This window comes from Pseudomonas sp. AKS31, assembly GCF_023634765.1.
Taxonomy (GTDB): domain Bacteria; phylum Pseudomonadota; class Gammaproteobacteria; order Pseudomonadales; family Pseudomonadaceae; genus Aquipseudomonas.
In genome coordinates, this window is sequence record NZ_JAMLFX010000001.1 from 909,982 (window position 1) to 929,648 (window position 19,667).

General features: G+C 58.2%; 20 protein-coding genes. 10 read left to right on the plus strand and 10 right to left on the minus strand.

Going from position 1 to position 19,667, the window contains the following annotated elements; translation table 11 throughout:
• Positions 1-13: 13 nt before the first annotated feature.
• Entirely contained in the window at positions 14-979 is a 966-nt protein-coding gene (locus tag M9827_RS04135) for a M29 family metallopeptidase (protein WP_250603684.1), read from the minus strand.
• A 71-nt stretch (positions 980-1,050) separates the two neighbouring features.
• Positions 1,051-1,188, minus strand: coding sequence for a hypothetical protein (locus M9827_RS04140; protein WP_003222780.1), 138 nt, complete (start codon positions 1,186-1,188; stop codon positions 1,051-1,053).
• 893 nt (positions 1,189-2,081) lie between these two features.
• Between M9827_RS04140 and M9827_RS04145 the strand changes: the two genes are divergently transcribed.
• Complete coding sequence (locus M9827_RS04145; protein ID WP_250603686.1) at positions 2,082-3,500, plus strand: amino acid permease; 1,419 nt, start codon at positions 2,082-2,084, stop codon at positions 3,498-3,500.
• A gap of 68 nt (positions 3,501-3,568) precedes the next feature.
• Here M9827_RS04145 and glyA read toward each other — a convergent pair whose 3' ends face one another.
• Positions 3,569-4,918 (minus strand): serine hydroxymethyltransferase, encoded by a 1,350-nt coding sequence (glyA, locus tag M9827_RS04150; protein WP_250603688.1) that lies wholly within the window; start codon positions 4,916-4,918, stop codon positions 3,569-3,571.
• A 567-nt stretch (positions 4,919-5,485) separates the two neighbouring features.
• Here glyA and M9827_RS04155 point away from each other — a divergent pair.
• Both M9827_RS04155 and M9827_RS04160 read left to right on the plus strand, forming a co-directional pair.
• Positions 5,486-6,091, plus strand: a complete 606-nt coding sequence (locus tag M9827_RS04155) for a helix-turn-helix transcriptional regulator (protein WP_250604206.1) — start codon at positions 5,486-5,488, stop codon at positions 6,089-6,091.
• Positions 6,075-6,950: a queuosine precursor transporter gene (locus M9827_RS04160; RefSeq protein WP_250603691.1), complete on the plus strand. Its 876-nt coding sequence runs from the start codon at positions 6,075-6,077 to the stop codon at positions 6,948-6,950. Before M9827_RS04155 ends, M9827_RS04160 begins: the two co-directional genes overlap by 17 nt.
• A gap of 52 nt (positions 6,951-7,002) precedes the next feature.
• Here M9827_RS04160 and queC read toward each other — a convergent pair whose 3' ends face one another.
• Positions 7,003-7,701: a 7-cyano-7-deazaguanine synthase QueC gene (gene queC / locus M9827_RS04165; RefSeq protein ID WP_250603693.1), complete on the minus strand. Its 699-nt coding sequence runs from the start codon at positions 7,699-7,701 to the stop codon at positions 7,003-7,005.
• Positions 7,702-7,858: 157 nt separating this feature from the next.
• Here queC and arfB point away from each other — a divergent pair, with 157 nt between their 5' ends.
• A complete protein-coding gene (arfB, locus tag M9827_RS04170; protein ID WP_095050152.1) occupies positions 7,859-8,272 on the plus strand; it encodes an alternative ribosome rescue aminoacyl-tRNA hydrolase ArfB in 414 nt (137 codons plus the stop codon).
• Here arfB and M9827_RS04175 read toward each other — a convergent pair.
• From M9827_RS04175 to phhA, 6 genes are all read right to left on the minus strand, one after another.
• The gene (locus M9827_RS04175) at positions 8,269-9,456 is read right to left on the minus strand and encodes an MFS transporter (RefSeq protein ID WP_250604208.1); all 1,188 of its coding nucleotides are present in this window, start codon (positions 9,454-9,456) and stop codon (positions 8,269-8,271) included. The genes arfB and M9827_RS04175 overlap by 4 nt on opposite strands.
• Positions 9,457-9,570: 114 nt before the next feature.
• Complete coding sequence (locus M9827_RS04180) at positions 9,571-9,753, minus strand: hypothetical protein (protein WP_025113527.1); 183 nt, start codon at positions 9,751-9,753, stop codon at positions 9,571-9,573.
• A gap of 70 nt (positions 9,754-9,823) precedes the next feature.
• A complete protein-coding gene (locus M9827_RS27710; RefSeq protein ID WP_008088845.1) occupies positions 9,824-9,955 on the minus strand; it encodes a hypothetical protein in 132 nt (43 codons plus the stop codon).
• A gap of 265 nt (positions 9,956-10,220) precedes the next feature.
• Entirely contained in the window at positions 10,221-11,414 is a 1,194-nt protein-coding gene (locus M9827_RS04185) for an amino acid aminotransferase (RefSeq protein WP_250603695.1), read from the minus strand.
• Positions 11,414-11,770 (minus strand): 4a-hydroxytetrahydrobiopterin dehydratase, encoded by a 357-nt coding sequence (locus tag M9827_RS04190; protein ID WP_003222798.1) that lies wholly within the window; start codon positions 11,768-11,770, stop codon positions 11,414-11,416. The genes M9827_RS04185 and M9827_RS04190 overlap by 1 nt, the downstream gene beginning before the upstream one ends.
• A gap of 117 nt (positions 11,771-11,887) precedes the next feature.
• Positions 11,888-12,679, minus strand: coding sequence for a phenylalanine 4-monooxygenase (phhA, locus tag M9827_RS04195; RefSeq protein ID WP_007965510.1), 792 nt, complete (start codon positions 12,677-12,679; stop codon positions 11,888-11,890).
• A 387-nt stretch (positions 12,680-13,066) separates the two neighbouring features.
• Between phhA and M9827_RS04200 the strand changes: the two genes are divergently transcribed.
• The 6 genes from M9827_RS04200 to flgJ all read left to right on the plus strand — a co-directional run bounded on the left by M9827_RS04200 (position 13,067) and on the right by flgJ (position 19,647).
• Positions 13,067-14,629: a sigma-54-dependent transcriptional regulator gene (locus M9827_RS04200; protein ID WP_250603698.1), complete on the plus strand. Its 1,563-nt coding sequence runs from the start codon at positions 13,067-13,069 to the stop codon at positions 14,627-14,629.
• A gap of 272 nt (positions 14,630-14,901) precedes the next feature.
• Complete coding sequence (locus M9827_RS04205; protein ID WP_093439577.1) at positions 14,902-15,642, plus strand: flagellar basal body rod protein FlgF; 741 nt, start codon at positions 14,902-14,904, stop codon at positions 15,640-15,642.
• Between the two features lie 45 nt (positions 15,643-15,687).
• Entirely contained in the window at positions 15,688-16,473 is a 786-nt protein-coding gene (gene flgG, locus M9827_RS04210) for a flagellar basal-body rod protein FlgG (RefSeq protein WP_095050156.1), read from the plus strand.
• A gap of 52 nt (positions 16,474-16,525) precedes the next feature.
• Positions 16,526-17,221, plus strand: coding sequence for a flagellar basal body L-ring protein FlgH (gene flgH / locus M9827_RS04215; protein WP_038363773.1), 696 nt, complete (start codon positions 16,526-16,528; stop codon positions 17,219-17,221).
• A gap of 27 nt (positions 17,222-17,248) precedes the next feature.
• Positions 17,249-18,337 carry a flagellar basal body P-ring protein FlgI gene (locus M9827_RS04220; RefSeq protein ID WP_176091703.1) on the plus strand — a complete coding sequence of 363 codons (1,089 nt, stop codon included), beginning with the start codon at positions 17,249-17,251 and terminating at the stop codon, positions 18,335-18,337.
• Positions 18,338-18,348: 11 nt separating this feature from the next.
• The gene (flgJ, locus tag M9827_RS04225) at positions 18,349-19,647 is read left to right on the plus strand and encodes a flagellar assembly peptidoglycan hydrolase FlgJ (RefSeq protein ID WP_250603700.1); all 1,299 of its coding nucleotides are present in this window, start codon (positions 18,349-18,351) and stop codon (positions 19,645-19,647) included.
• Positions 19,648-19,667 lie beyond the last annotated feature (20 nt).

The following is a 19,667-nucleotide window of genomic DNA, read 5'->3' on the forward strand; positions in this document are numbered from 1 at the left end:
AGGCGTCAGTCGCCTAGAACACAAAACGCCCGTCAAACACCGGCTTGTCATCCAGCGCCAAAACGCCGCCGGAAAAGATCAGGTCCAGGTGATGACTGCCCTTGGCGCCACCGCCCAAACCAAGGTGCAAGCCACAATGCCGCTCTTCAAACCCGGCATTGCGCGCATACAAATCCTTCACGCCTTCATTGGTGCCAATCCCCAGTTCTTCGATACGCCGGTTCGAAGGATTGGCGTCCAGGTATTTGTTGAAATCATGCTCCAGCCCCGGTACCTCAGTGGCGATGCGGCTGATGGTCGAGTTTTCGATCCACAACTCCAGCGGCGACTCCAGCACGCCGTACTTGCGCGCAAACGGGATGGTGCTGAGGAACGTACCCTTGAATTTCACATGGCCGTTGATGGCTTCACTGTGCGTGGCGATTTCGCCGGGCGCCAGGTCGAAGTTGCCGACGCCGTTGATGTCGGTCCACTTCTTGATGCTGCTCAGCGGCGTTTCGAACCATGAGCCGTCATCGTCCTTGAAGCTCAGCGTGGTCGCCTGGGACATGCGCTGGATCAGGTGACCGTTGAGCCCGGCGATGCGCTGCGGGGTGACGCTGAAGGTGTCGTAGAAATAATCGCCGTAATCCTTGAACAGCAGCGACTTCTTCCAGTTTTCCGCCATCACGCCTTGCAGCGCACGGACGAACTCCGGGCCATCGGGGCGCGGGTTGGGCAGGGTGGAAGAGTCGTAGAAGAAAATGTACAGATCGCTGTCGGTGATCGCCGAGGTCAGCGCTGCAGTGCTTTCCAGGTCCAGCCGTCGGGTGCTGAACCGGAAACGCGGATGATCGCCCGCCTGTTCGGCGATGGCGCCGGTCAGCGCTTGGTAATCAGCCGTGTGGCCGAGCAATACCTTCGCCGAGTCGAGGCCGGCAAGGGCAGGGTGGTGTTCGAGGTAGTAAAGGAAATGCGAGATCGCGCGGGGCTTATCCATGAGTCCTCCCTGACTGACCGTGAAGAAAGTGGCAGGCACGACCGGCCGGACCGTGCCTGCCCGGAGATGTCTTACAGAGGCCACATCGCCGTGCCGAACGGAACTACCGCGTCGGCTTGCATCATTTCCACAGCCGCCTCGTGGGTCGGTGCTTCAAACCATTCGTCCAGTTGCAGTTCGGTATCCAAGTCTTTTTCCAGTGCTTGCATGGTCGATCTCCTAGATGACTTTCACGGTTATGACTGGCCGGTCGAGGTGGCCGGCAAGACGTGAAGAACCTAGTTCACGGATTTTTGTAATGCAAAAAATTATTCATTTATTTTTTAAATAGACTTTTTGTTCTGTTTTTTTGTTCGGTTTTTCTTATTTAAAAACAAAAAACTAAGTGACGGTTTTAGTTAGCAAGCTAGCTACCGTCAATTTGCAGACGTCCGACAGAAATTTCTGAAACGGAAACTTTGCGTTACGTATCGTAAAGAAAAGTTTACGAAAAAACCCCTAATACAGGGTGAATTCGTCCTTTGGCGAGTGCTGTAAGGAAAAGCTGCCGAAGCCCGGTCCGCCGGGCGCGGGGCAAGGCTCTGGCGCGCTTGTTTCAGCGGCGTTTGCAAGGTGAGATGCGCCCCATGCCTGTCGTGCAGGTGCATAACAAGAAGGAGGCGCAATGAACGCCGTGACTGATCTTCACCTCTCTCCGTGGGACGGTTTTTTCCTCGTCCACGCCGATGGCCTGCAAAGGCCTGACTCAATTTTTGCAGCCGCTCGAGCATCTCGTGGCGGACACACGCAATCCCGGCAACCGCCACGCTGATCCAGCGGGGTCTGGCAGCAGGGGGTTAGCGGTGTACAATGCGCCGCGTTTTAACTGTGACCCTCTGCGTAATCGCGCAAATCTCAAGGCTATCCGCCTTGTTCACTCCGTGGCGCCACAAGCGTTTCGGGTTCGATTTCGTCACAGATAAAAACAAACAGGTGACGCATGACCGTTGTAAATAAGCTGAACTCCTGGTGCCTGCGCTGGGGTTTGATCGGGGCTGCCTGAAATCGCAACCTTGCAGCAACGTCTACTGAACATCATCAAACCTTGCGTGAGACCTTTTTCATGAGTGGACAACCCTCGCAATCAGGCGAGCTTAAACGCGGCCTGAAAAATCGCCATATTCAACTGATCGCCCTCGGTGGCGCGATCGGTACCGGATTGTTCCTCGGCTCGGCCGGGGTGCTGAAATCCGCCGGCCCGTCGATGATCCTCGGCTACGCCATCTGCGGCTTCATCGCCTTCATGATCATGCGCCAGCTCGGCGAAATGATTGTCGAAGAGCCGGTGGCCGGTTCCTTCAGCCATTTCGCGCACAAGTACTGGGGCGGCTTTGCCGGTTTCCTGTCGGGCTGGAACTGCTGGATTCTGTACATTCTGGTGGGCATGTCGGAGCTGACGGCGGTCGGCAAATACATTCATTACTGGGCGCCGGACATTCCGACCTGGGTCTCTGCGGCAGCCTTCTTCGTGCTGATCAATGTGATCAACCTGGCCAACGTCAAAGTCTTCGGTGAAGCCGAGTTCTGGTTCGCGATCATCAAGGTTGTGGCGATCGTCGGCATGATTGCGCTCGGCAGCTACCTGCTGGTCAGCGGCAACGGCGGCCCGCAAGCCTCGGTAAGCAACCTGTGGTCGCACGGTGGTTTCTTCCCGAACGGGGTGAGCGGTCTGGTGATGGCCATGGCGATCATCATGTTCTCCTTCGGCGGTCTGGAAATGCTCGGTTTCACCGCCGCTGAAGCCGACAAGCCGAAAACCGTGATCCCGAAAGCGATCAACCAGGTGATCTACCGGATCCTGATTTTCTACATCGGTGCGCTGGTCATCCTGCTGTCGCTGACCCCGTGGGACAGCCTGCTGGAAACCCTCAACGCGTCCGGCGATTCGTACAGCGGCAGCCCGTTCGTGCAAGTGTTCTCGATGCTCGGCAGCAACACCGCCGCGCACATCCTCAACTTTGTGGTGTTGACCGCCGCGTTGTCGGTGTACAACAGCGGCACCTACTGCAACAGCCGCATGCTGCTGGGCATGGCCGAGCAGGGTGATGCGCCGAAAGGTCTGGCGAAGATCGACAAGCGCGGCGTGCCGGTGCGTTCGATCCTTGCCTCCGCTGCGGTAACGCTGGTGGCTGTGCTGCTGAACTACCTGATGCCGCAACATGCACTGGAACTGTTGATGTCCCTCGTCGTGGCGACGCTGGTAATCAACTGGGCGATGATCAGTTTCTCGCACTTCAAGTTCCGCCAGCATATGAACAAGACCCAACAGACGCCGCTGTTCAAAGCGCTGTGGTATCCATATGGCAACTACATCTGCCTGGCGTTTGTTGCGTTCATCCTCGGCGTGATGCTGCTGATCCCGGGCATTCAGATCTCGGTGTACGCGATTCCGGTGTGGGTGGTGTTCATGTGGGTCTGCTACGTGATCAAGAACAAGCGCGGTGCGCAGCAGGCCGTGCACGCGGCTGGTGCTGCCAAGTAAGCGCTGCCACAGAAACCCAAAACCCGGCCTGAGTGCCGGGTTTTTTTATGGGTGCAAATGCTGGGACTCTATTGATAGTCAGCGACGGGATAGTCCCTGCACAAGGTTTCGACCTCTGAGCGAAACTGCGCAAGGAGCAGGGGTTCCAGTGTGTAATCCTGTTCGCCGAGCGGTGCCACAGTAGCCAGAATCCGGCCAATCAAATCGACTATCTGCCGGCTGCCGGGGACATCGACCCGGCGCTGCGCCAGAGCGCCCGTACCGATACGCAGCCCGCTGGTAACAAGTGCAGAACGTGGGTCGCCGGGCAGGCGATGTTTATTGACGATGATCCCGCAGTGCCCCAGCGCCGCTTCCGCGATGGCGCCCGTGATGCCGCCACGCAAGCGAACCAGAACCGTATGGTTTTCACTGCAGCCGCCGACCACTTCATAGTCCCGTGCCTGGAATGCGCGGGCCATTTCATCCGCTGTGCTGCGGATCTGCGCCATGCAGGCATCGAATTCTGCCGACATCGCGTAGCCCAGCGCTGCAGCTTTGGCTGCGAGCATGTTGGCGGCGGGCGCGCCTTGCATTCGCGGGTAAACGGCTTGATCCAGCAGGCGACTGAAAGTAGTCCGCAAACCGGGAATCTTGGTGTTTGCATCAGTACCGCTGAGGATCACGCCACCCCGCGGCCCGGCGAGTTGCTTGTGCGTGCAGGTGACGGTGACGTGTGCAGCGTCGATCGGACTCGGATGTCGCCCGGTGGCGACAAGGCCGGCGATATGCGAAATGTCGGCGAGCACGATGGCCCCGGCTTCATCGGCAATTTCGCGAAACCGCTTGAAGTCCACTACTCGCGAATAGGCGGTGGCGCCGCAGAGGATGACGCGTGGGCGATGGGCGAGTGCAAGCAGGCGAACCTTGTCGTAATCGATGAGACCGTCGGATGTCGTGCCGTACTGGATCGCCTTGTAGTAGGCGCCGGAAAACGCGGCGAGGCTGCCATGCGTCAGATGACCACCGTGTTCCACCGCCATGCCCAACAGGGTATCGCCAGGCTCCAGGAGGGCGGTAAGCACTTGGTATATGGCGTTCGACGCTGAGTGTGGCTGCACGTTGGCGTATTGCGCGCCGAACAGCTCCCGCGCCCGGCGGATGGCCAGCGACTCGACCCGCTCGACGTTCTCGCACCCGGCGCTGTAGCGCTTGCCGGACATGCCCTCTGCCGTCACGTTGACCAGCACGGAAGCGCAGGCCAGCAACGTTCGCGGCTGGACTGCGCAAGAGGAGGAGACGAGTGAAAGCGTGTGCTGTTGACGCGTGACTTCGGCGTCGAGAATGGTCGCCAGTTCGGCATCTTCTGCACGCAGATCCGCCAGGCCGCGTCGCAGTAAGTCAGCCTGGTTCTGGAGCGGTTCGGTAGTGACTGCCATTGCTTGATTCCTTCCGTGTGTACTGTGCGCTGCGAACCGCAACGCGACTTCCCTGATTTGCGTGATGCGAACATCCTGCTTGCCGAATCTGTACCGGCGAATCCGTGTTCTGGCGGCGGTGCGCGCAAAACTTAACCGTGTACAGGCCCCCCGTTTTTCGGTTCTTTCTTGTTCGAAGATGAGAGGCCAGCTCGACGCATCATAGATTTTTCAGTGGGGAACGCCATCGAATTAATCAAAAAATTAAACATTCTTCAAATAAAATGATTCTTTTTGCCGGCGCTTCGGGTGTAAAACGGCAGAAGTTCCAGGAGGGTATTCAGGCGCCAGCGTCGATCGCCTCAGGAACCAAGCAGACAAAACGGGCGCTGAAATGCCCGTCCGGCTTGTCGAGGGCGGCGTTTTTTTAGTGGACTTTTTGTACCGAACCCAAGGAGGGAGAGTGCTATGATCTCGCGCGGCACTGACAGGGATAGAACTGCAATTTCCTACCTCACTTGTGTATGTCCGGAATGTTCATTCGGGACGTGACAATGATTGCAGTTAAAAATGGATGGCAAGCATGTGATGCACAGAAAAGAAAGATCGGAGAATCTGAAAAACAACATCAAATACCTGATCAAGAGTCGCGGGGAGACGCAGTTGTCCTTGTGTCACTCCAGTGGTTTGACGCGTACCACCATCTACAACATTCTTGAAGGCAAGGTGGTCAATGTACAACAGTCCACTGTGCGCAAGATTTCTGATTTCTTCGGCGTTTCCTATGAAGAAATAGAGACGATCGATTTTGAAGAGAAGGAAACAATCGAAAGTAGTATTTCTCCGCAGGGGAATATGAATCCGGCGGCTGTTCCGGTGATTAAAGAAAGTATGCTGCTGCAAAGTCTGGATAAAAGAATTGGTGAGTTGGCGACGATTTATCCACTGACTTACTATTTCGGTGCGTCCTTTAATCTGATTGGCGTGCTGCTGGAAAATGAAATCAGCGGCATGCATGAATCCGGTGATTTGTTGATCGTACAGAAAGGCGCGTCGAACAGCGATCGGGAAAAACTGGTTTATGACAAAGTAACGGCGAAGTTATCCATATGCCATGAGGGCAGCATTGATACGGAGCGTGTAGGTTTGATCGGGGATGTAATCGAGGAACGATTCAATGGACTGCAGTGTTGAAATGGAAAACAGCAAGTACAAATTGCTGGGGTTCGAAAATGGAAAAAGCCTGGCCGTTATCATGGTGATCGCCACAGGCAAGATAATTAAAATAAAACTGAGTGAAGTGTTGAATAGTGAGATTATGGATAATCTGAATAAAATCGAAGTGAAAAGCCTCTACAAAAAATTCTACTCCCAGGGTGGGGCGTTAACGGCTTACGAAATAAACGATCGGCATGAGAGTTCCTGGATGATCTACATTATCCTGAACCTGATGCTGTTCACGCTGTATATCTTCACCAGTATTGCGGCGACGAAGCCGATCTACCTGGATTATTTTGACATTGTCGTGACCCCGGGAACTTTTCTTTATCCGCTGACCTTTCTGATCGTTGACCTGTTGAACGAGACCTTTGGTCTGCGGCTGGCACGCAGGGCGATTCTCTTTGCGTTCATCAGCAATGCGGCGATTATCATTCTATTGGCGATTACCACGCATTTGCCGGGGCTGCCGGGGTGGAAGCTCGATGGACCTTACAATGACGTGATCAGTCAATTGTCTTCTGTTCTGGTAGCGTCTTCGATTTCGTTTCTGGTGTCCGAAAACATCAATTCATATCTGTTGTGCAAGATCAAGGAACTGACCAACTCCAGATTCCTGTTCTTGCGCGTGTTCTTGAGTACGTTGTTTGCAGTCATCATCGACAGCTTTCTGTTCTGCTACATCGCATTCTATGGAACGATGGAGAACAGTGCGATTTTGAGCATGATCTATGTGCAGATCGCGATCAAAGTGGGTTTTGCTTTCTTTAATATCATGCCCGCCTATGGTGCGCGGTCATTGTTCAAGAAGTACCTGACGGGGAGTCAGGCTTGATTGAATAGCAGAAACGCTCGCTTGGGTGTCCAGGCGAGCGTTTTTTTGTGCCTTAATTTAGTTTGAGTTTCAATTTCAAACTGTTGGTCACTTGCTCTTTGTTCTCCAGGAACTCGTTGAGTCCTTTTGCGCGAAGGTTGCACGCGTCGCAATTGGCGCAACCACTGCCGGCGATACCGTTGTAGCAAGTCAGGGTCTGATGGCGAATCAAGTCCAGTTGATTGTGGTAATCAGCCAGGGCCCAGGTTTCCGCTTTGTTCAGCCACATCAGTGGCGTTTCCAGACGTAATGTGTAATCCATGCCCAGTTCAAGCGCGTTGTTCAATGCCTTGACGAACTCATCCCGGCAATCCGGGTAACCCGAGAAGTCGGTTTCGCAAACCCCGGTAATAACTGTTCTGGCTTGAACCTGATACGCATAGATAGAGGCGAGGGTCAAAAACAGAATGTTTCTTCCCGGTACGAAAGTGCTCGGCAGGCTTTCTCCAGAGCTGTTGACCGTCGGCACCGGAATGTTGTCGCGGGTCAGGCTGCTGATCGCCAGTTCATTGAGCAGCGAAACATCCATTACCTTGTGTACGGTCACGCCAAGCTGTTTGCAAAGTTGCTGGGCAACTTCAATTTCCGCGTGGTGACGCTGACCATAATCAAAGGTAATGCAGTGCACTTCATCGTAGTGAGTCAGCGCATGGATCAGGCAGGTCGTAGAGTCCTGGCCACCACTGAAAACGATAACTGCCTTGTTGCTCATAAGTCTGCTTCCTGCATTAAACGGGTAAATTCAAAGGTCGCAATGGTAACTCGAAATGACACTCGACATAAGTGCGCGGGAAGTTGTGCCCGCAGGCCGCAGGTCGCTTTGCGGTTAATCGCGGTATCCTGTGCGCTCTGATTACGGATGCTTTTCCATGCTGGTGATTTCCAACAACGTGCATCTGCCGGATGCCGAGATCGAACTGACCGCCATCCGCGCGCAAGGTGCCGGAGGGCAGAACGTCAACAAGGTCTCCAGCGCCGTGCACCTGCGCTTCGATATTCCGGCCTCCTCGTTGCCCGAGTTCTACAAGGAACGGCTGCTGGCGCTGCGCGACAGTCGCATCACCAGCGATGGCGTGTTGATCATCAAGGCCCAGCAGTACCGCACGCAGGAAGCCAACCGTGCCGATGCGCTGGAGCGTCTGGTCGAGCTGATCCTCAGCGCGACCAAAGTCGAAAAGAAACGCCGCCCGACCAAGCCGACCCTCGGCTCGAAGAAGCGCCGGCTCGAATCGAAAACCAAGCGCGGCAGTATCAAGGCCGGGCGCGGCAAAGTGGATTTCTAGTCTTCGCGGTATTTGGCGGTGTGCTTGTACAGATAAATACTCAAGGCCAGTCCGCTCAATGCAGCGAGAGCGGCGAACAGGAAGATCGAAGCAAAACCGAAGCCTGCCGCAATCGCCCCGGCCAAAGGCCCGGTGATCCCCAGCGACAAGTCGATGAACAGCGAATAGGCGCCAACCGCTGCGCCGCGGCTTGACGCTGGCACCAGATTCACCGCTTCCACGCCCAGCGCCGGAAACACCAGCGAGAATCCGAAACCGCTCAACGCCGCACCGGCCAGCGCCCAATGTGCGTCTGGCGCGAGCCATAACAGCAGCAGGCCGAGGGTTTCCACCGACAGGCAGGCAATCGCCACACGAAAGCCGCCGAGGCGGTTGATCAGGTTGCCGAACAGCAGGCGTGCGCCGATGAAACTGGCACCGAACAGACTCAGACACAGCACGGCGTTTTCCCAATGCTGCGTGGCGTAATACAGGGTGATGAAGGTGGCGATGGTGCCGAAACCGATCGAGCCTAACGCCAGACCACAACCGTGCGGGAATACGCGGCCAAGTACATGCATGAACGGCAGACGTTCACCAGCGACAATCGGCGCGGCGGTTTTTGGCCACGCCAGCAGCAAGCCCAGCGCCGCTAGCAAGATGATGCTGACGCCCATGCTCCACAACCCCAACTGGCCGACCAGCCACACGCCAAACGGGGCGCCGACCGCCAGTGCGCCGTAACTGGCGATGCCGTTCCAGGAAATCACTTTGGCCGTGTTCGCCGCGCCAACGCGGCCGATGCCCCAGCCAATCGAACCGGAACCCACGAGGCTTTCAGCGCTGCCCAGCACCAGTCGACCGATCAACAGGCTGATCAGGCTGAGCATCGGCAGGTTCGGTGTCCACGCCGAAATCAGCATGAACACACCGCTCAAGCCGCACCCGGCCAGACCAATCATCACCGCCCGTTTGCTGCCCTGGTTGTCGATGATCTTGCCGGCATACGGGCGGCTGAGCAGGGTGGCGAGGTATTGCACGCTGATCACCAGGCCGGCGATCACCGCGCCGAAGCCCAGATCACTGTGCACATAACCGGGCAGCACCGCGAGCGGAATGCCGATGTTCAGGTAACCGATAAAGGTGAAGAGGACGATGGAAACGACTTGCAGCGTGACCGCCAGGGGGCGCTGGGGCTCGGACATAGAGGACGACATGGGTAACGATCCACGGCAACGGCAGATTAGATAGGCTGCTTATGATACCGGCGTGGACGGATCTGGGGCGGGAAAAGTAAAACTATTTGCCGGGTGAGTGCTTCAGGATTTGGCGGGGGCAACCAGTTGCGTGGTGACCAGCGCTGCGAGGGCATTTTCTTCGCTGCCGAAGCGGGCGAGCAGGGCGGCCTGTTTCTCGGGGGAGAGGCGGTTCCAGATCTCGATCATTTTCTCGGTGGCGCCGATGAGTACGGCAGCTTGGCTTTCGGAGAATTCGTCGGTCATGGCAGGCTCGGGGTTCAGGCAGTGTGGAAAGCGCATGTTAGCGCTTTCCACACGGTCTGTACGACGGGTCTTACTCTTCGTTGTCGGCCGGACGGCTTTCAACGGCTTCTTTCGGCTCGGGCTGTTGGGCACCGGCTTGTTGCGTGGTCGTCTGCTCAGGTACGTGCAGGCTTGGGAAGGGGAGATTAGGAATCTCGTGCATGGTTGCGCTCCTCGCTAAGTCTGTTGATAGATCTGGTAGATCCGCGCTTCTGGAAAGCCTGCGCAGGATACAGCAGGAAAAATGACAATCAGACTTTTAATTCAAATTAATGCGACAGATGGCCGCAGGGGAGGGCAAAACCCAAAGGTCACCACAAACAAATGTAGGAGCTGCCGAAGGCTGCGATCTTTTGATCCTGCTTTAGAAACAAGATCAAAAGATCGCAGCCTTCGGCAGCTCCTACAGGGGTACTGCGGTGCTTTGACTATTTGCAGACGCTGGCGATGGCTTCGGCCAGCAGGGCGAGGCGCGTGGCATCAATGCCGGCGACGTTCGCCCGACCGGAGCTGACCATGTACACGCTGTGATGCTCACGCAGTTGTTTCACTTGCTCCGGTGACAGCCCGGTGTAAGAGAACATCCCGCGTTGCACGCCAATGTGCGCAAAGCGTTCGCGCAAACCGTGCGGCTCCAGCGCTTCGACCAGGCCGCTGCGCAACTGCGCGATACGCAAACGCATGGCTTCCACTTCATCGGCCCAACGGGCTTTCAGTTCGGGATCGGCGAGGATGGTCGCGACCACCGCAGCGCCGTGATCCGGCGGTGTCGACCACAGGTTGCGGGCGATGTTGGCCAGTTGGCTGCGGATGTCGATCAGCTTGTCGGCGGTTTTCGCGCAGACGATCAGCGCACCGGTGCGGTCGCGGTACAGGCCGAAGTTCTTCGAGCAGGAACTGGTGATCAGCAGCTCTGGGACGTCAGTCGCGAACAGCCGCGTCGACCACGCATCCTGCTCCAGGCCGTCGCCAAAACCCTGGTAGGCAAAGTCGATCAGCGGCAACAAGTCGCGGCTGCGCACTACGTCGAGCACGCGCTGCCAGTCGTCATGGCTCAAGTCAAAACCGGTCGGGTTGTGGCAGCACGCGTGCAGCAGCACCACATCACCGTTCGGCACTTGGTTGAGCACGGCGAGCATGGCTTCGACATCGAGGCGGTTGTCGCTGCCCACGTACGGGTAGTGACTGACCTTGACCCCGGCCGCGGCGAAAATCGTTTCGTGGATCGGCCAGGTCGGATTGCTCAGCCACACGCCTTTGCCCGGCAGGCATTGGGCGATGAAGTCGGCGGCCAGACGCAGGGCACCGGTACCGCCCGGCGTCTGGGTGGCGCCGGCGCGTTGTTCGGCGATCAGCTTGGAGTCGGCGCCGAGCACCAGCTCATTGATGAGTTTGCCGAACAGCGGGTTGCCGTGACCACCGATGTAGGTCTTGGTGTCCTGGCTTTCGACCAGCCGCGCTTCGGCGATTTTCACCGCCTCCGGGATTGGCGTCAGGCCTTGGGCGTCCTTGTAGACGCCAACGCCCAGGTCGAATTTGCGCGGGTTGGTGTCCTGCGCATACGCCTCCATCAAGCCGAGGATCGGGTCGCCGGGTACCCGGCCGATGGCGTCGAAGTGCATTACTTGCGTCCTTCTGCGGTCTTGGCCACTTCGTCAGTGCGCGCGGCCATGATGAAGTCGTTGCGGTGCAGGCCTTTGATCGAGTGGCTCCACCAGGTCACGGTGACTTTGCCCCATTCGGTCAGCAGGCCCGGGTGATGACCTTCGGCCTCGGAGATCTCGCCGACCGCGTTGGTGAACGCCAGCGCGTGCTTGAAGTTCTTGAACAGGAAAACTTTTTCCAGCTGCATGATGCTGTCGCGTACTTCGATGTTCCAGTCAGGGATCTGCTTGATCAGGATCGGCAGTTCTTCGTCGCTGACTTGTGGCGCATCGGCGCGGCAGGCTTCGCAGTGGGCTTGGTTCAAAGTCGACATGGTGTATTCCTGAAATCGAGTGTGTTTTTTTTATTAAAGCGTTTGAGCCGTCAATGCCGTCACGCTAAACCAAAGTGGCGGCGACTGACAGGTTCAATTGTCAGCAAAAGTCGCGGTTCACGCGGCTTTCGGTTTCGGCGGAAATTTCGGTGCGTGCAGACCCAGCTGCATACCCTGGCGAACCATGGCCATGATGTCTTCATGGGCCACGTCGAACAGACGCTTGAGGTTCGGCAGGACAAAGTACAGCGGTTGCAGGATGTCGATGCGATACGGCGTGCGCATGGCTTCGAGCGGGTCGAACGCCTGATGCTCAGGTTCGTCCGACAGCGAGTAAACGGTTTCTTTTGGTGAGGACAGGATGCCGCCGCCATAGATGCGTTTGCCTTGCGGGGTGTCGACCAGGCCGAACTCGATGGTCATCCAGTACAGGCGCGCCAGATAAACACGTTCTTCCTTGGTGGCCTGCAAGCCGAGTTTGCCGTAGGTGTGGGTGAATTCGGCGAACCACGGGTTGGTCAGCAGCGGGCAGTGACCAAAGATCTCGTGGAAAATGTCCGGTTCTTGCAGGTAGTCCAGTTCTTCGCGGGTACGAATGAAGGTGGCCACCGGAAACTGCTTGCTGGCCAGCAGTTCAAAAAAAGTCTGGAAGGGGATCAGCGCCGGCACGCGGGCGACCTGCCATCCGGTGGTCTCGCCGAGCACCTTGTTGATCTCGCCCAGTTGCGGAATGCGGTCGTGGGGCAGACCGAGTTTTTCGATACCGTCCAGGTACTCCTGGCACGCACGCCCTTCGATCACTTTCAACTGGCGAGTGATCAGCGTGTTCCACACCGCGTGTTCTTCGGCGGGGTAGTCGATAAAACCTTGCGCATCGGGCTCGCGGGCCACGTATTGCGTCTGCTTCATACTGCTCTCCTGCTAGGGGAATTCGTTCTTGTTATGTCCAGCGATGGACTCAGGATTACCCGAGAGCGCGTTGATGTGCAGCAGGTTGAATCGCCTGTGCGTAGGAAATTTCTCTTTAAATCGTAAAATTATCGTTACGCTTTAGCGGATATCTCGCGTTTACGGTAATTCGCGGGTTTGAAAAGGCTGATGGCTGTCACATAATCTTGACAACTATCTGCGTGCCTCGGCAGAAAAGTCGTGGTGCTGACCCTTGTGGGAGCGAGCCTGCTCGCGAATGCGATCTGCCTGACACATTAATGTTGAATGTGCCGCCGTCTTCGCGAGCAGGCTCGCTCCCATAGGTTCTGTATTTAACTTAATGATTGGTTTGGCGGGTTTTCTCCTATGCGCATCAAAGTCCACTGCCAGAACCGCATCGGCATCCTGCGCGACATTCTCAACCTGCTGGTGGCCTACGGGATCAACGTGGCGCGCGGCGAAGTCGGAGGTGAGCATGGCAACGCGATCTACCTGCACTGTCCGAACCTGATCAATATCCAGTTCCAGGCGCTGCGGCCTAAGTTCGAAGCGATCGCCGGGGTGTTTGGCGTCAAGCGGGTAGGGCTGATGCCCAGCGAGCGGCGGCATATGGAATTGAATGCCTTGCTCGGCGCGCTGGAGTTTCCTGTGTTGTCGATCGACATGGGCGGCTCGATCGTCGCGGCCAACCGCGCGGCGGCGCAGTTGCTCGGTGTGCGCGTCGATGAGGTGCCGGGGATTCCGCTGTCGCGCTACGCCGAGGATTTCGATTTGCCGGAACTGGTGCGCGCCAATAAATCGCGGATCAATGGCATGCGCGTCAAGGTCAAGGGCGACGTCTTTCTGGCCGACATCGCGCCGCTGCAATCGGAACACGACGACAGCGAAGCCATGGCTGGTGCGGTGTTGACCTTGCACCGCGCCGATCGCGTCGGCGAGCGCATCTATAACGTGCGCAAGCAGGAATTGCGTGGCTTCGACAGTATCTTCCAGAGTTCGAAAGTGATGGCTGCCGTGGTGCGTGAAGCACGGCGCATGGCGCCACTCGACGCGCCGCTATTGATTGAAGGCGAAACCGGCACCGGCAAGGAATTGCTCGCGCGTGCCTGCCACCTCGCCAGCCCGCGCGGGCAGTCGCCGCTGATGGCGCTCAACTGCGCAGGGCTGCCGGAATCGATGGCCGAGACCGAGCTGTTCGGCTATGGCCCCGGCGCCTTCGAAGGCGCGCGGGCCGAAGGCAAGCTTGGACTGCTGGAATTGACCGCGGGCGGCACGCTGTTTCTCGATGGCGTCGGGGAAATGAGCCCGCGCCTGCAGGTGAAGTTGCTGCGCTTTCTGCAGGACGGTTGCTTCCGTCGCGTGGGCAGTGATGAAGAGGTTTATCTGGATGTGCGGGTCATCTGCGCGACGCAAGTGGACTTGTCCGAGTTGTGCGCGCGCGGCGAGTTTCGTCAGGACTTGTATCACCGCTTGAACGTGCTCTCGCTGCATATCCCGCCGCTGCGCGAATGCCTCGACGGGTTGACGCCGCTGGTCGAGCATTTCCTCGATCAGGCCAGTCGGCAGATCGGTTGTTCGCTGCCGAAACTGGCGCCGGCGGCGATGGATCGACTCAGTCATTACCATTGGCCGGGCAACGTGCGACAGCTGGAGAACGTACTGTTCCAGGCGGTTTCGCTGTGCGATGGCGGTACGGTGAAAGCTGAACATATTCGTCTGCCGGATTATGGCGTGCGTCAGCCGCTTGGCGATTTCTCGCTGGAAGGCGGGTTGGACGAAATTGTCGGGCGCTTCGAGAAAGCGGTGCTGGAGCGGCTGTATTCCGAGCACCCGAGCAGTCGACAGTTGGGCAAGCGGCTCGGTGTTTCGCACACCACCATTGCCAACAAGCTGCGTGAGTATGAAGTCGGCAAAGATCCCGAAGCTTAAGATCAAAAGATCGCAGCCTTCGGCAGCTCCTACAGGAATACGCATTTCAAATGTAGGAGCTGCGGCACGCTGCGATCTTTTGATCTTTTGCCGCCAAGCGGCATAACACCGCCGGTTTTTCGACTTCGATACATTTCAAATTTCCTCTCGCCATCCCTCAAGTCCTTTGTTTACCGGGCCTCTGTGCGCCAGAAAAAAGTTGGTCTGCAAATTGCTTATGGCTCAGCAGTAAAGCGGTGGGCGGCAAACGTCCGGCATGCAGAGGAAAGAGTGTGGACAAGTACCTTTATGTGGCAATGACCGGCGCCAGCCAGAACGCACTGGCGCAGAAGGCGCATGCCAACAACCTGGCGAACATCTCCACCAACGGTTTTCAGCGCGACCTGGAACAGGCGCGTTCGATGCCGGTGTTCGGTGACAGCTTTCCGGCGCGTGCCTTTGCCATGAGCGAACGCCCTGCCACGGATTTCACCCCGGGCTCGCTGGTGCAGACCGGTCGTGACCTCGATGTCGCCGTCACCGGCAATGGCTGGATCGCCGTGCAGAACCCCAACGGCGGCGAAAGCTACGTGCGCACCGGCAGCCTCAACGTTGACGCCCTCGGCGTGCTGCGCGCCGGCAACGGCATGCCGGTGATGGGCAATGGCGGGCCAATCGCCGTGCCGCCCGAGCAGCAGATCGAAGTCGGTGAAGACGGCACCATCAGTATTCGTGCGATGGGCGAAGGCCCGCGCGTCATGGCGGAAGTCGACCGGATCAAACTGGTCAATCCGGACATCAAGAACATGAACAAGGGCCTCGACGGTTCGATTTACACCAAGGACGGCCAACCGGCGCCGGCCGATGCCAACGTCAAACTGGTGTCGGGTTTCCTGGAGTCGAGCAACGTCAACGCCGTTGAAGAGATGACCTCGGTGCTGGCCCTGGCCAAGCAGTTCGAGTTGCACGTCAAGATGATGAACACCGCCAAAGACGACGACCAGGCCATGGCTCGGGTCTTGCAGATCAGCTAATTATCAGAACGTCGCGCCGAAAAACAGGCGCACGAGGAGAATCGAATGCTTCCGGCTCTATGGGTTGCCAAAACCGGTCTGTCCGCCCAGGACACCAACCTGACCACCATTTCCAACAACCTGGCGAACGTGTCGACCACGGGTTTCAAACGTGATCGTGCCGAGTTCCAGGACCTGCTCTATCAGATCAAGCGTCAGCCAGGCGCTCAGTCGACCCAGGACAGCGAACTGCCGTCGGGTCTGCAACTGGGTACCGGTGTGCGCATTGTCGGCACCCAGAAGAACTTCACCGCCGGCAGCCTGCAAACCACCGAGCAGCCGCTGGACATGGCCATCGACGGTCGCGGTTTCTTCCAGATCCTGCAGCCGGACGGCACCACGTCCTACACCCGTGACGGTACCTTCCACCTCGATTCCAACGGCCAGATCGTCAACGCCAGCGGTTTCGCTCTGGAACCGGCCATCGTTATCCCGAACGACGCCCAGACCTTCACCGTCGGCCGTGACGGTACTGTGTCGGTGACCATCGCCGGTAACCCGGCAGCGCAAGTGATCGGCAACCTGCAAACCGCCGACTTCATCAACCCGGCCGGTCTGCAAGCGGTGGGTAACAACCTGTTCCTGGAAACTGCCGCTTCCGGCGCGCCGCAAGTCGGCACTCCGGGTCTGGCCGGTTTCGGTACCACCCTGCAGAACACCCTGGAAACCTCCAACGTCAGCACTGTTGAAGAAATGGTCAACATGATCACCACTCAGCGCGCTTACGAGATGAACTCCAAGGTGATCTCCACCGCTGACCAGATGCTCTCGTTCGTAACGCAGAATCTGTAATCAAGTCTATGAGGCGGCCATTAGGTCGCCTGCAACACCGTGAGGTAGGGTCATGAATCGCTTTGTATCTGTTCTGGCATTGAGTGGGGTCGTCTCGCTCGCGGGCTGCGTCGCTCCGACGCCCAAGCCCAATGACCCTTATTACGCCCCGGTGTTGCCGCGCACGCCGCTGCCGGCTGCCGCCAATAACGGCTCGATCTATCAGGCCGGCTTCGAGCAGAACCTGTACAGCGACCGCAAGGCTTTCCGGGTTGGTGACATCATCACCATCACCCTCAACGAGCGCACACAGGCGAGCAAGAATGCCAACTCGCAGATGGACAAGAACAGCGATAACAAGGTCGGTCTGACCTCGTTGTTCGGCTCCAGCCTGACCACCAACAACCCGATCGGGGGCAACGACCTGAGTCTGAACGCCGGTTACAGTGCTGACCGTTCGACCAAGGGCGACGCCAAGTCGGGGCAGAGCAATAGCCTGACCGGTTCGATCACCGTGACCGTCGCTGACGTGCTGCCCAACGGCATCATCGCCGTGCGTGGCGAGAAGTGGCTGACGCTGAACACCGGTGACGAGCTGGTGCGCATTGCTGGTCTGGTGCGTGCCGATGACATCGCCACGGACAACACCGTGTCGTCGACTCGGGTCGCCGATGCACGCATCACCTACTCGGGTACTGGCGCCTTTGCCGATACGAGTCAGCCAGGCTGGTTCGACCGTTTCTTCCTCAGCCCGCTGTTCCCTTTCTAGGTGGCTACGTTGAATTTCAAGAGCCTCATGCTGGCTGCGGCGCTGATGTCCGCAGCCTTTGGTGCCCACGCCGAGCGGTTGAAAGATATCGCCAGCATTTCCGGCGTGCGTTCCAACCAGTTGATCGGTTACGGCCTGGTGGTCGGGCTTAACGGCACCGGTGACCAGACGACGCAAACCCCGTTCACCCTGCAGACCTTCAACAACATGCTCTCGCAGTTCGGCATCAAGGTGCCGCCGGGATCGGGCAACGTGCAGTTGAAAAACGTTGCGGCGGTGTCGATCAGTGCCGACCTGCCTGCGTTCGCCAAGCCGGGTCAGCAGGTCGACATCACCGTGTCCTCGATCGGTAACTCCAAGAGCCTGCGCGGCGGCACTTTGTTGCTGACCCCGCTCAAGGGTATCGACGGCAACGTTTATGCGGTCGCTCAGGGCAACCTGGTGGTTGGTGGTTTCGACGCCGAGGGCCGTGACGGTTCGAAGATTACCGTCAACGTTCCGTCGGCCGGTCGTATCCCCGGTGGTGCCTCTGTGGAGCGTTCGGTGCCGAGCGGATTCAACCAGGGCAACAGCCTGACGCTGAACCTCAACCGTTCCGACTTCACCACGGCCAAACGCATCGTCGACAAGATCAACGACATGCTTGGCCCTGGCGTTGCGCAAGCCATCGACGGCGGTTCGATCCGAGTTACTGCGCCGCTCGATCCGAGCCAGCGCGTTGACTACCTGTCGATCCTGGAAAACCTCGAAGTCGATCCGGGCCAGGCGGTGGCGAAAGTCATCATCAACTCGCGTACCGGCACCATCGTCATCGGCCAGAACGTCAAGGTTTCGCCAGCCGCCGTGACCCACGGCAGCCTGACCGTGACCATCACCGAAGACCCGATCGTCAGCCAGCCCGGCCCGCTGTCCAATGGGCAGACGGCTGTTGTGCCGCGCTCGCGGGTCAACGCCGAGCAGGAAGCCAAACCGATGTTCAAGTTCGGCCCGGGCACCACCCTCGACGAGATCGTGCGTGCGGTGAACCAGGTCGGCGCGGCGCCGGGTGACTTGATGGCGATCCTCGAAGCCCTGAAGCAGGCCGGCGCGTTGCAAGCCGACCTGATCGTGATCTGAGGCCGACCGTTATGGATATGCGCAAAAGCGGTCTGGTCAGCAGCAGCGATTCGGGTTCCTACTCGGACCTCAATCGCCTGAACCAACTCAAGGTCGGCGACAAGAACAGCGATGCGAACCTGCGCAAAGTGGCGCAGGAATTCGAATCGCTGTTCCTTGGTGAAATGCTTAAGTCGATGCGCTCGGCGACCAACGCCCTGGGTGAAGACAACCCGCTCAACACGCCGGCGGCCAAGCAGTATCAGGAAATGTACGACCAGCAACTGGCGGTTTCCATGTCCCGCGAGGGCGGTGGTATCGGTCTGGCTGACGTGCTGATGCGGCAGATGTCGAAGAACAAACCGCTGGCACCGGGCGAGGCTGCGGCCGCGTCCGCCGCCAAGCAGGAAGAAGCCAAGGCGAAAGCTGCTGCCGTGGCCACGCCGATTGCCGCCGGCACCGTTGCCACCAACGGCCCGTTGTCGCGGCTCAATGGCGAGCGCCCGTTGTGGGCCTCGCGTTCGGTGAACGCGCCGAACACGCAACTGGCTCATCGCAACGACATGGAGCTGATCAACCAGCGTCGTCTGGCCTTGCCGCCGAAACTCGCCGATCGTTTGCTCGCCGGGCTGGTGCCATCGGCCACGCCGGCAGCGGCAACGGCAATGGCATTGCCGCAGCGTGCGACAACCGCTGCCACCACTGGCGCCGGCCCGCTGTACAACGGCGACTGGCTGGCCCGCGCCGAGACCGAAAAGGCCTCGGGCGGACAGATGCAGATCTATGGTCGCGCCATGGCGCAGATTCCACTGGCGCCGGCGAAAAAAGCCTTCAGTTCTGCCGACGAATTCGTCAACACCATGCTGCCGATGGCCAAGGAAGCCGCCGACCGCATCGGCGTTGATCCGCGCTATCTGGTGGCACAGGCGGCGCTGGAAACCGGTTGGGGCAAGTCGGTCATGCGCGCCCAGGATGGCAGTAGCAGCCACAACCTGTTCGGTATCAAGGCGAGCAGCAACTGGAAGGGCGATTCGGCCCGGGCGATCACCAGCGAGTTCCGCAATGGCGAGATGGTTAAGGAGACGGCCGAGTTCCGTTCCTACGCCTCGTACAAGGACAGCTTCCACGATCTGGTGACGTTGCTGCAGAGCAACAATCGCTATCAAGAAGTGCTGAAGTCTGCCGATAACCCAGAACAGTTTGTACGCGAGTTGCAAAAGGCCGGTTACGCCACCGACCCGAACTACGCAAGCAAGATTTCGCAGATAGCCAAGCAGATGAACAGTTTCCAAAACTACGCTGCGGCGGGTGTATCCACCACGCCTTTATAAGGCACAAGGTATAAGGTCTG

What these genes read in the sequence shown, in the direction of transcription:
- queC (WP_250603693.1), bottom strand. Translation starts at nt 7,701, where the DNA reads ATGAGCAACAAGGCAGTTATCGTTTTCAGTGGTGGCCAGGACTCTACG.
- M9827_RS27710 (WP_008088845.1), bottom strand. Translation starts at nt 9,955, where the DNA reads ATGCACGAGATTCCTAATCTCCCCTTCCCAAGCCTGCACGTACCTGAG.
- M9827_RS04220 (WP_176091703.1), top strand. Translation starts at nt 17,249, where the DNA reads ATGCTGGCTGCGGCGCTGATGTCCGCAGCCTTTGGTGCCCACGCCGAG.
- M9827_RS04155 (WP_250604206.1), top strand. Translation starts at nt 5,486, where the DNA reads ATGCACAGAAAAGAAAGATCGGAGAATCTGAAAAACAACATCAAATAC.
- arfB (WP_095050152.1), top strand. Translation starts at nt 7,859, where the DNA reads ATGCTGGTGATTTCCAACAACGTGCATCTGCCGGATGCCGAGATCGAA.
- M9827_RS04145 (WP_250603686.1), top strand. Translation starts at nt 2,082, where the DNA reads ATGAGTGGACAACCCTCGCAATCAGGCGAGCTTAAACGCGGCCTGAAA.
- glyA (WP_250603688.1), bottom strand. Translation starts at nt 4,918, where the DNA reads ATGGCAGTCACTACCGAACCGCTCCAGAACCAGGCTGACTTACTGCGA.
- flgG (WP_095050156.1), top strand. Translation starts at nt 15,688, where the DNA reads ATGCTTCCGGCTCTATGGGTTGCCAAAACCGGTCTGTCCGCCCAGGAC.
- M9827_RS04135 (WP_250603684.1), bottom strand. Translation starts at nt 979, where the DNA reads ATGGATAAGCCCCGCGCGATCTCGCATTTCCTTTACTACCTCGAACAC.
- M9827_RS04180 (WP_025113527.1), bottom strand. Translation starts at nt 9,753, where the DNA reads ATGACCGACGAATTCTCCGAAAGCCAAGCTGCCGTACTCATCGGCGCC.
- flgH (WP_038363773.1), top strand. Translation starts at nt 16,526, where the DNA reads ATGAATCGCTTTGTATCTGTTCTGGCATTGAGTGGGGTCGTCTCGCTC.
- flgJ (WP_250603700.1), top strand. Translation starts at nt 18,349, where the DNA reads ATGGATATGCGCAAAAGCGGTCTGGTCAGCAGCAGCGATTCGGGTTCC.
- M9827_RS04185 (WP_250603695.1), bottom strand. Translation starts at nt 11,414, where the DNA reads ATGCACTTCGACGCCATCGGCCGGGTACCCGGCGACCCGATCCTCGGC.
- M9827_RS04190 (WP_003222798.1), bottom strand. Translation starts at nt 11,770, where the DNA reads ATGTCGACTTTGAACCAAGCCCACTGCGAAGCCTGCCGCGCCGATGCG.
- M9827_RS04175 (WP_250604208.1), bottom strand. Translation starts at nt 9,456, where the DNA reads ATGTCCGAGCCCCAGCGCCCCCTGGCGGTCACGCTGCAAGTCGTTTCC.
- phhA (WP_007965510.1), bottom strand. Translation starts at nt 12,679, where the DNA reads ATGAAGCAGACGCAATACGTGGCCCGCGAGCCCGATGCGCAAGGTTTT.
- M9827_RS04200 (WP_250603698.1), top strand. Translation starts at nt 13,067, where the DNA reads ATGCGCATCAAAGTCCACTGCCAGAACCGCATCGGCATCCTGCGCGAC.
- M9827_RS04140 (WP_003222780.1), bottom strand. Translation starts at nt 1,188, where the DNA reads ATGCAAGCACTGGAAAAAGACTTGGATACCGAACTGCAACTGGACGAA.
- M9827_RS04160 (WP_250603691.1), top strand. Translation starts at nt 6,075, where the DNA reads ATGGACTGCAGTGTTGAAATGGAAAACAGCAAGTACAAATTGCTGGGG.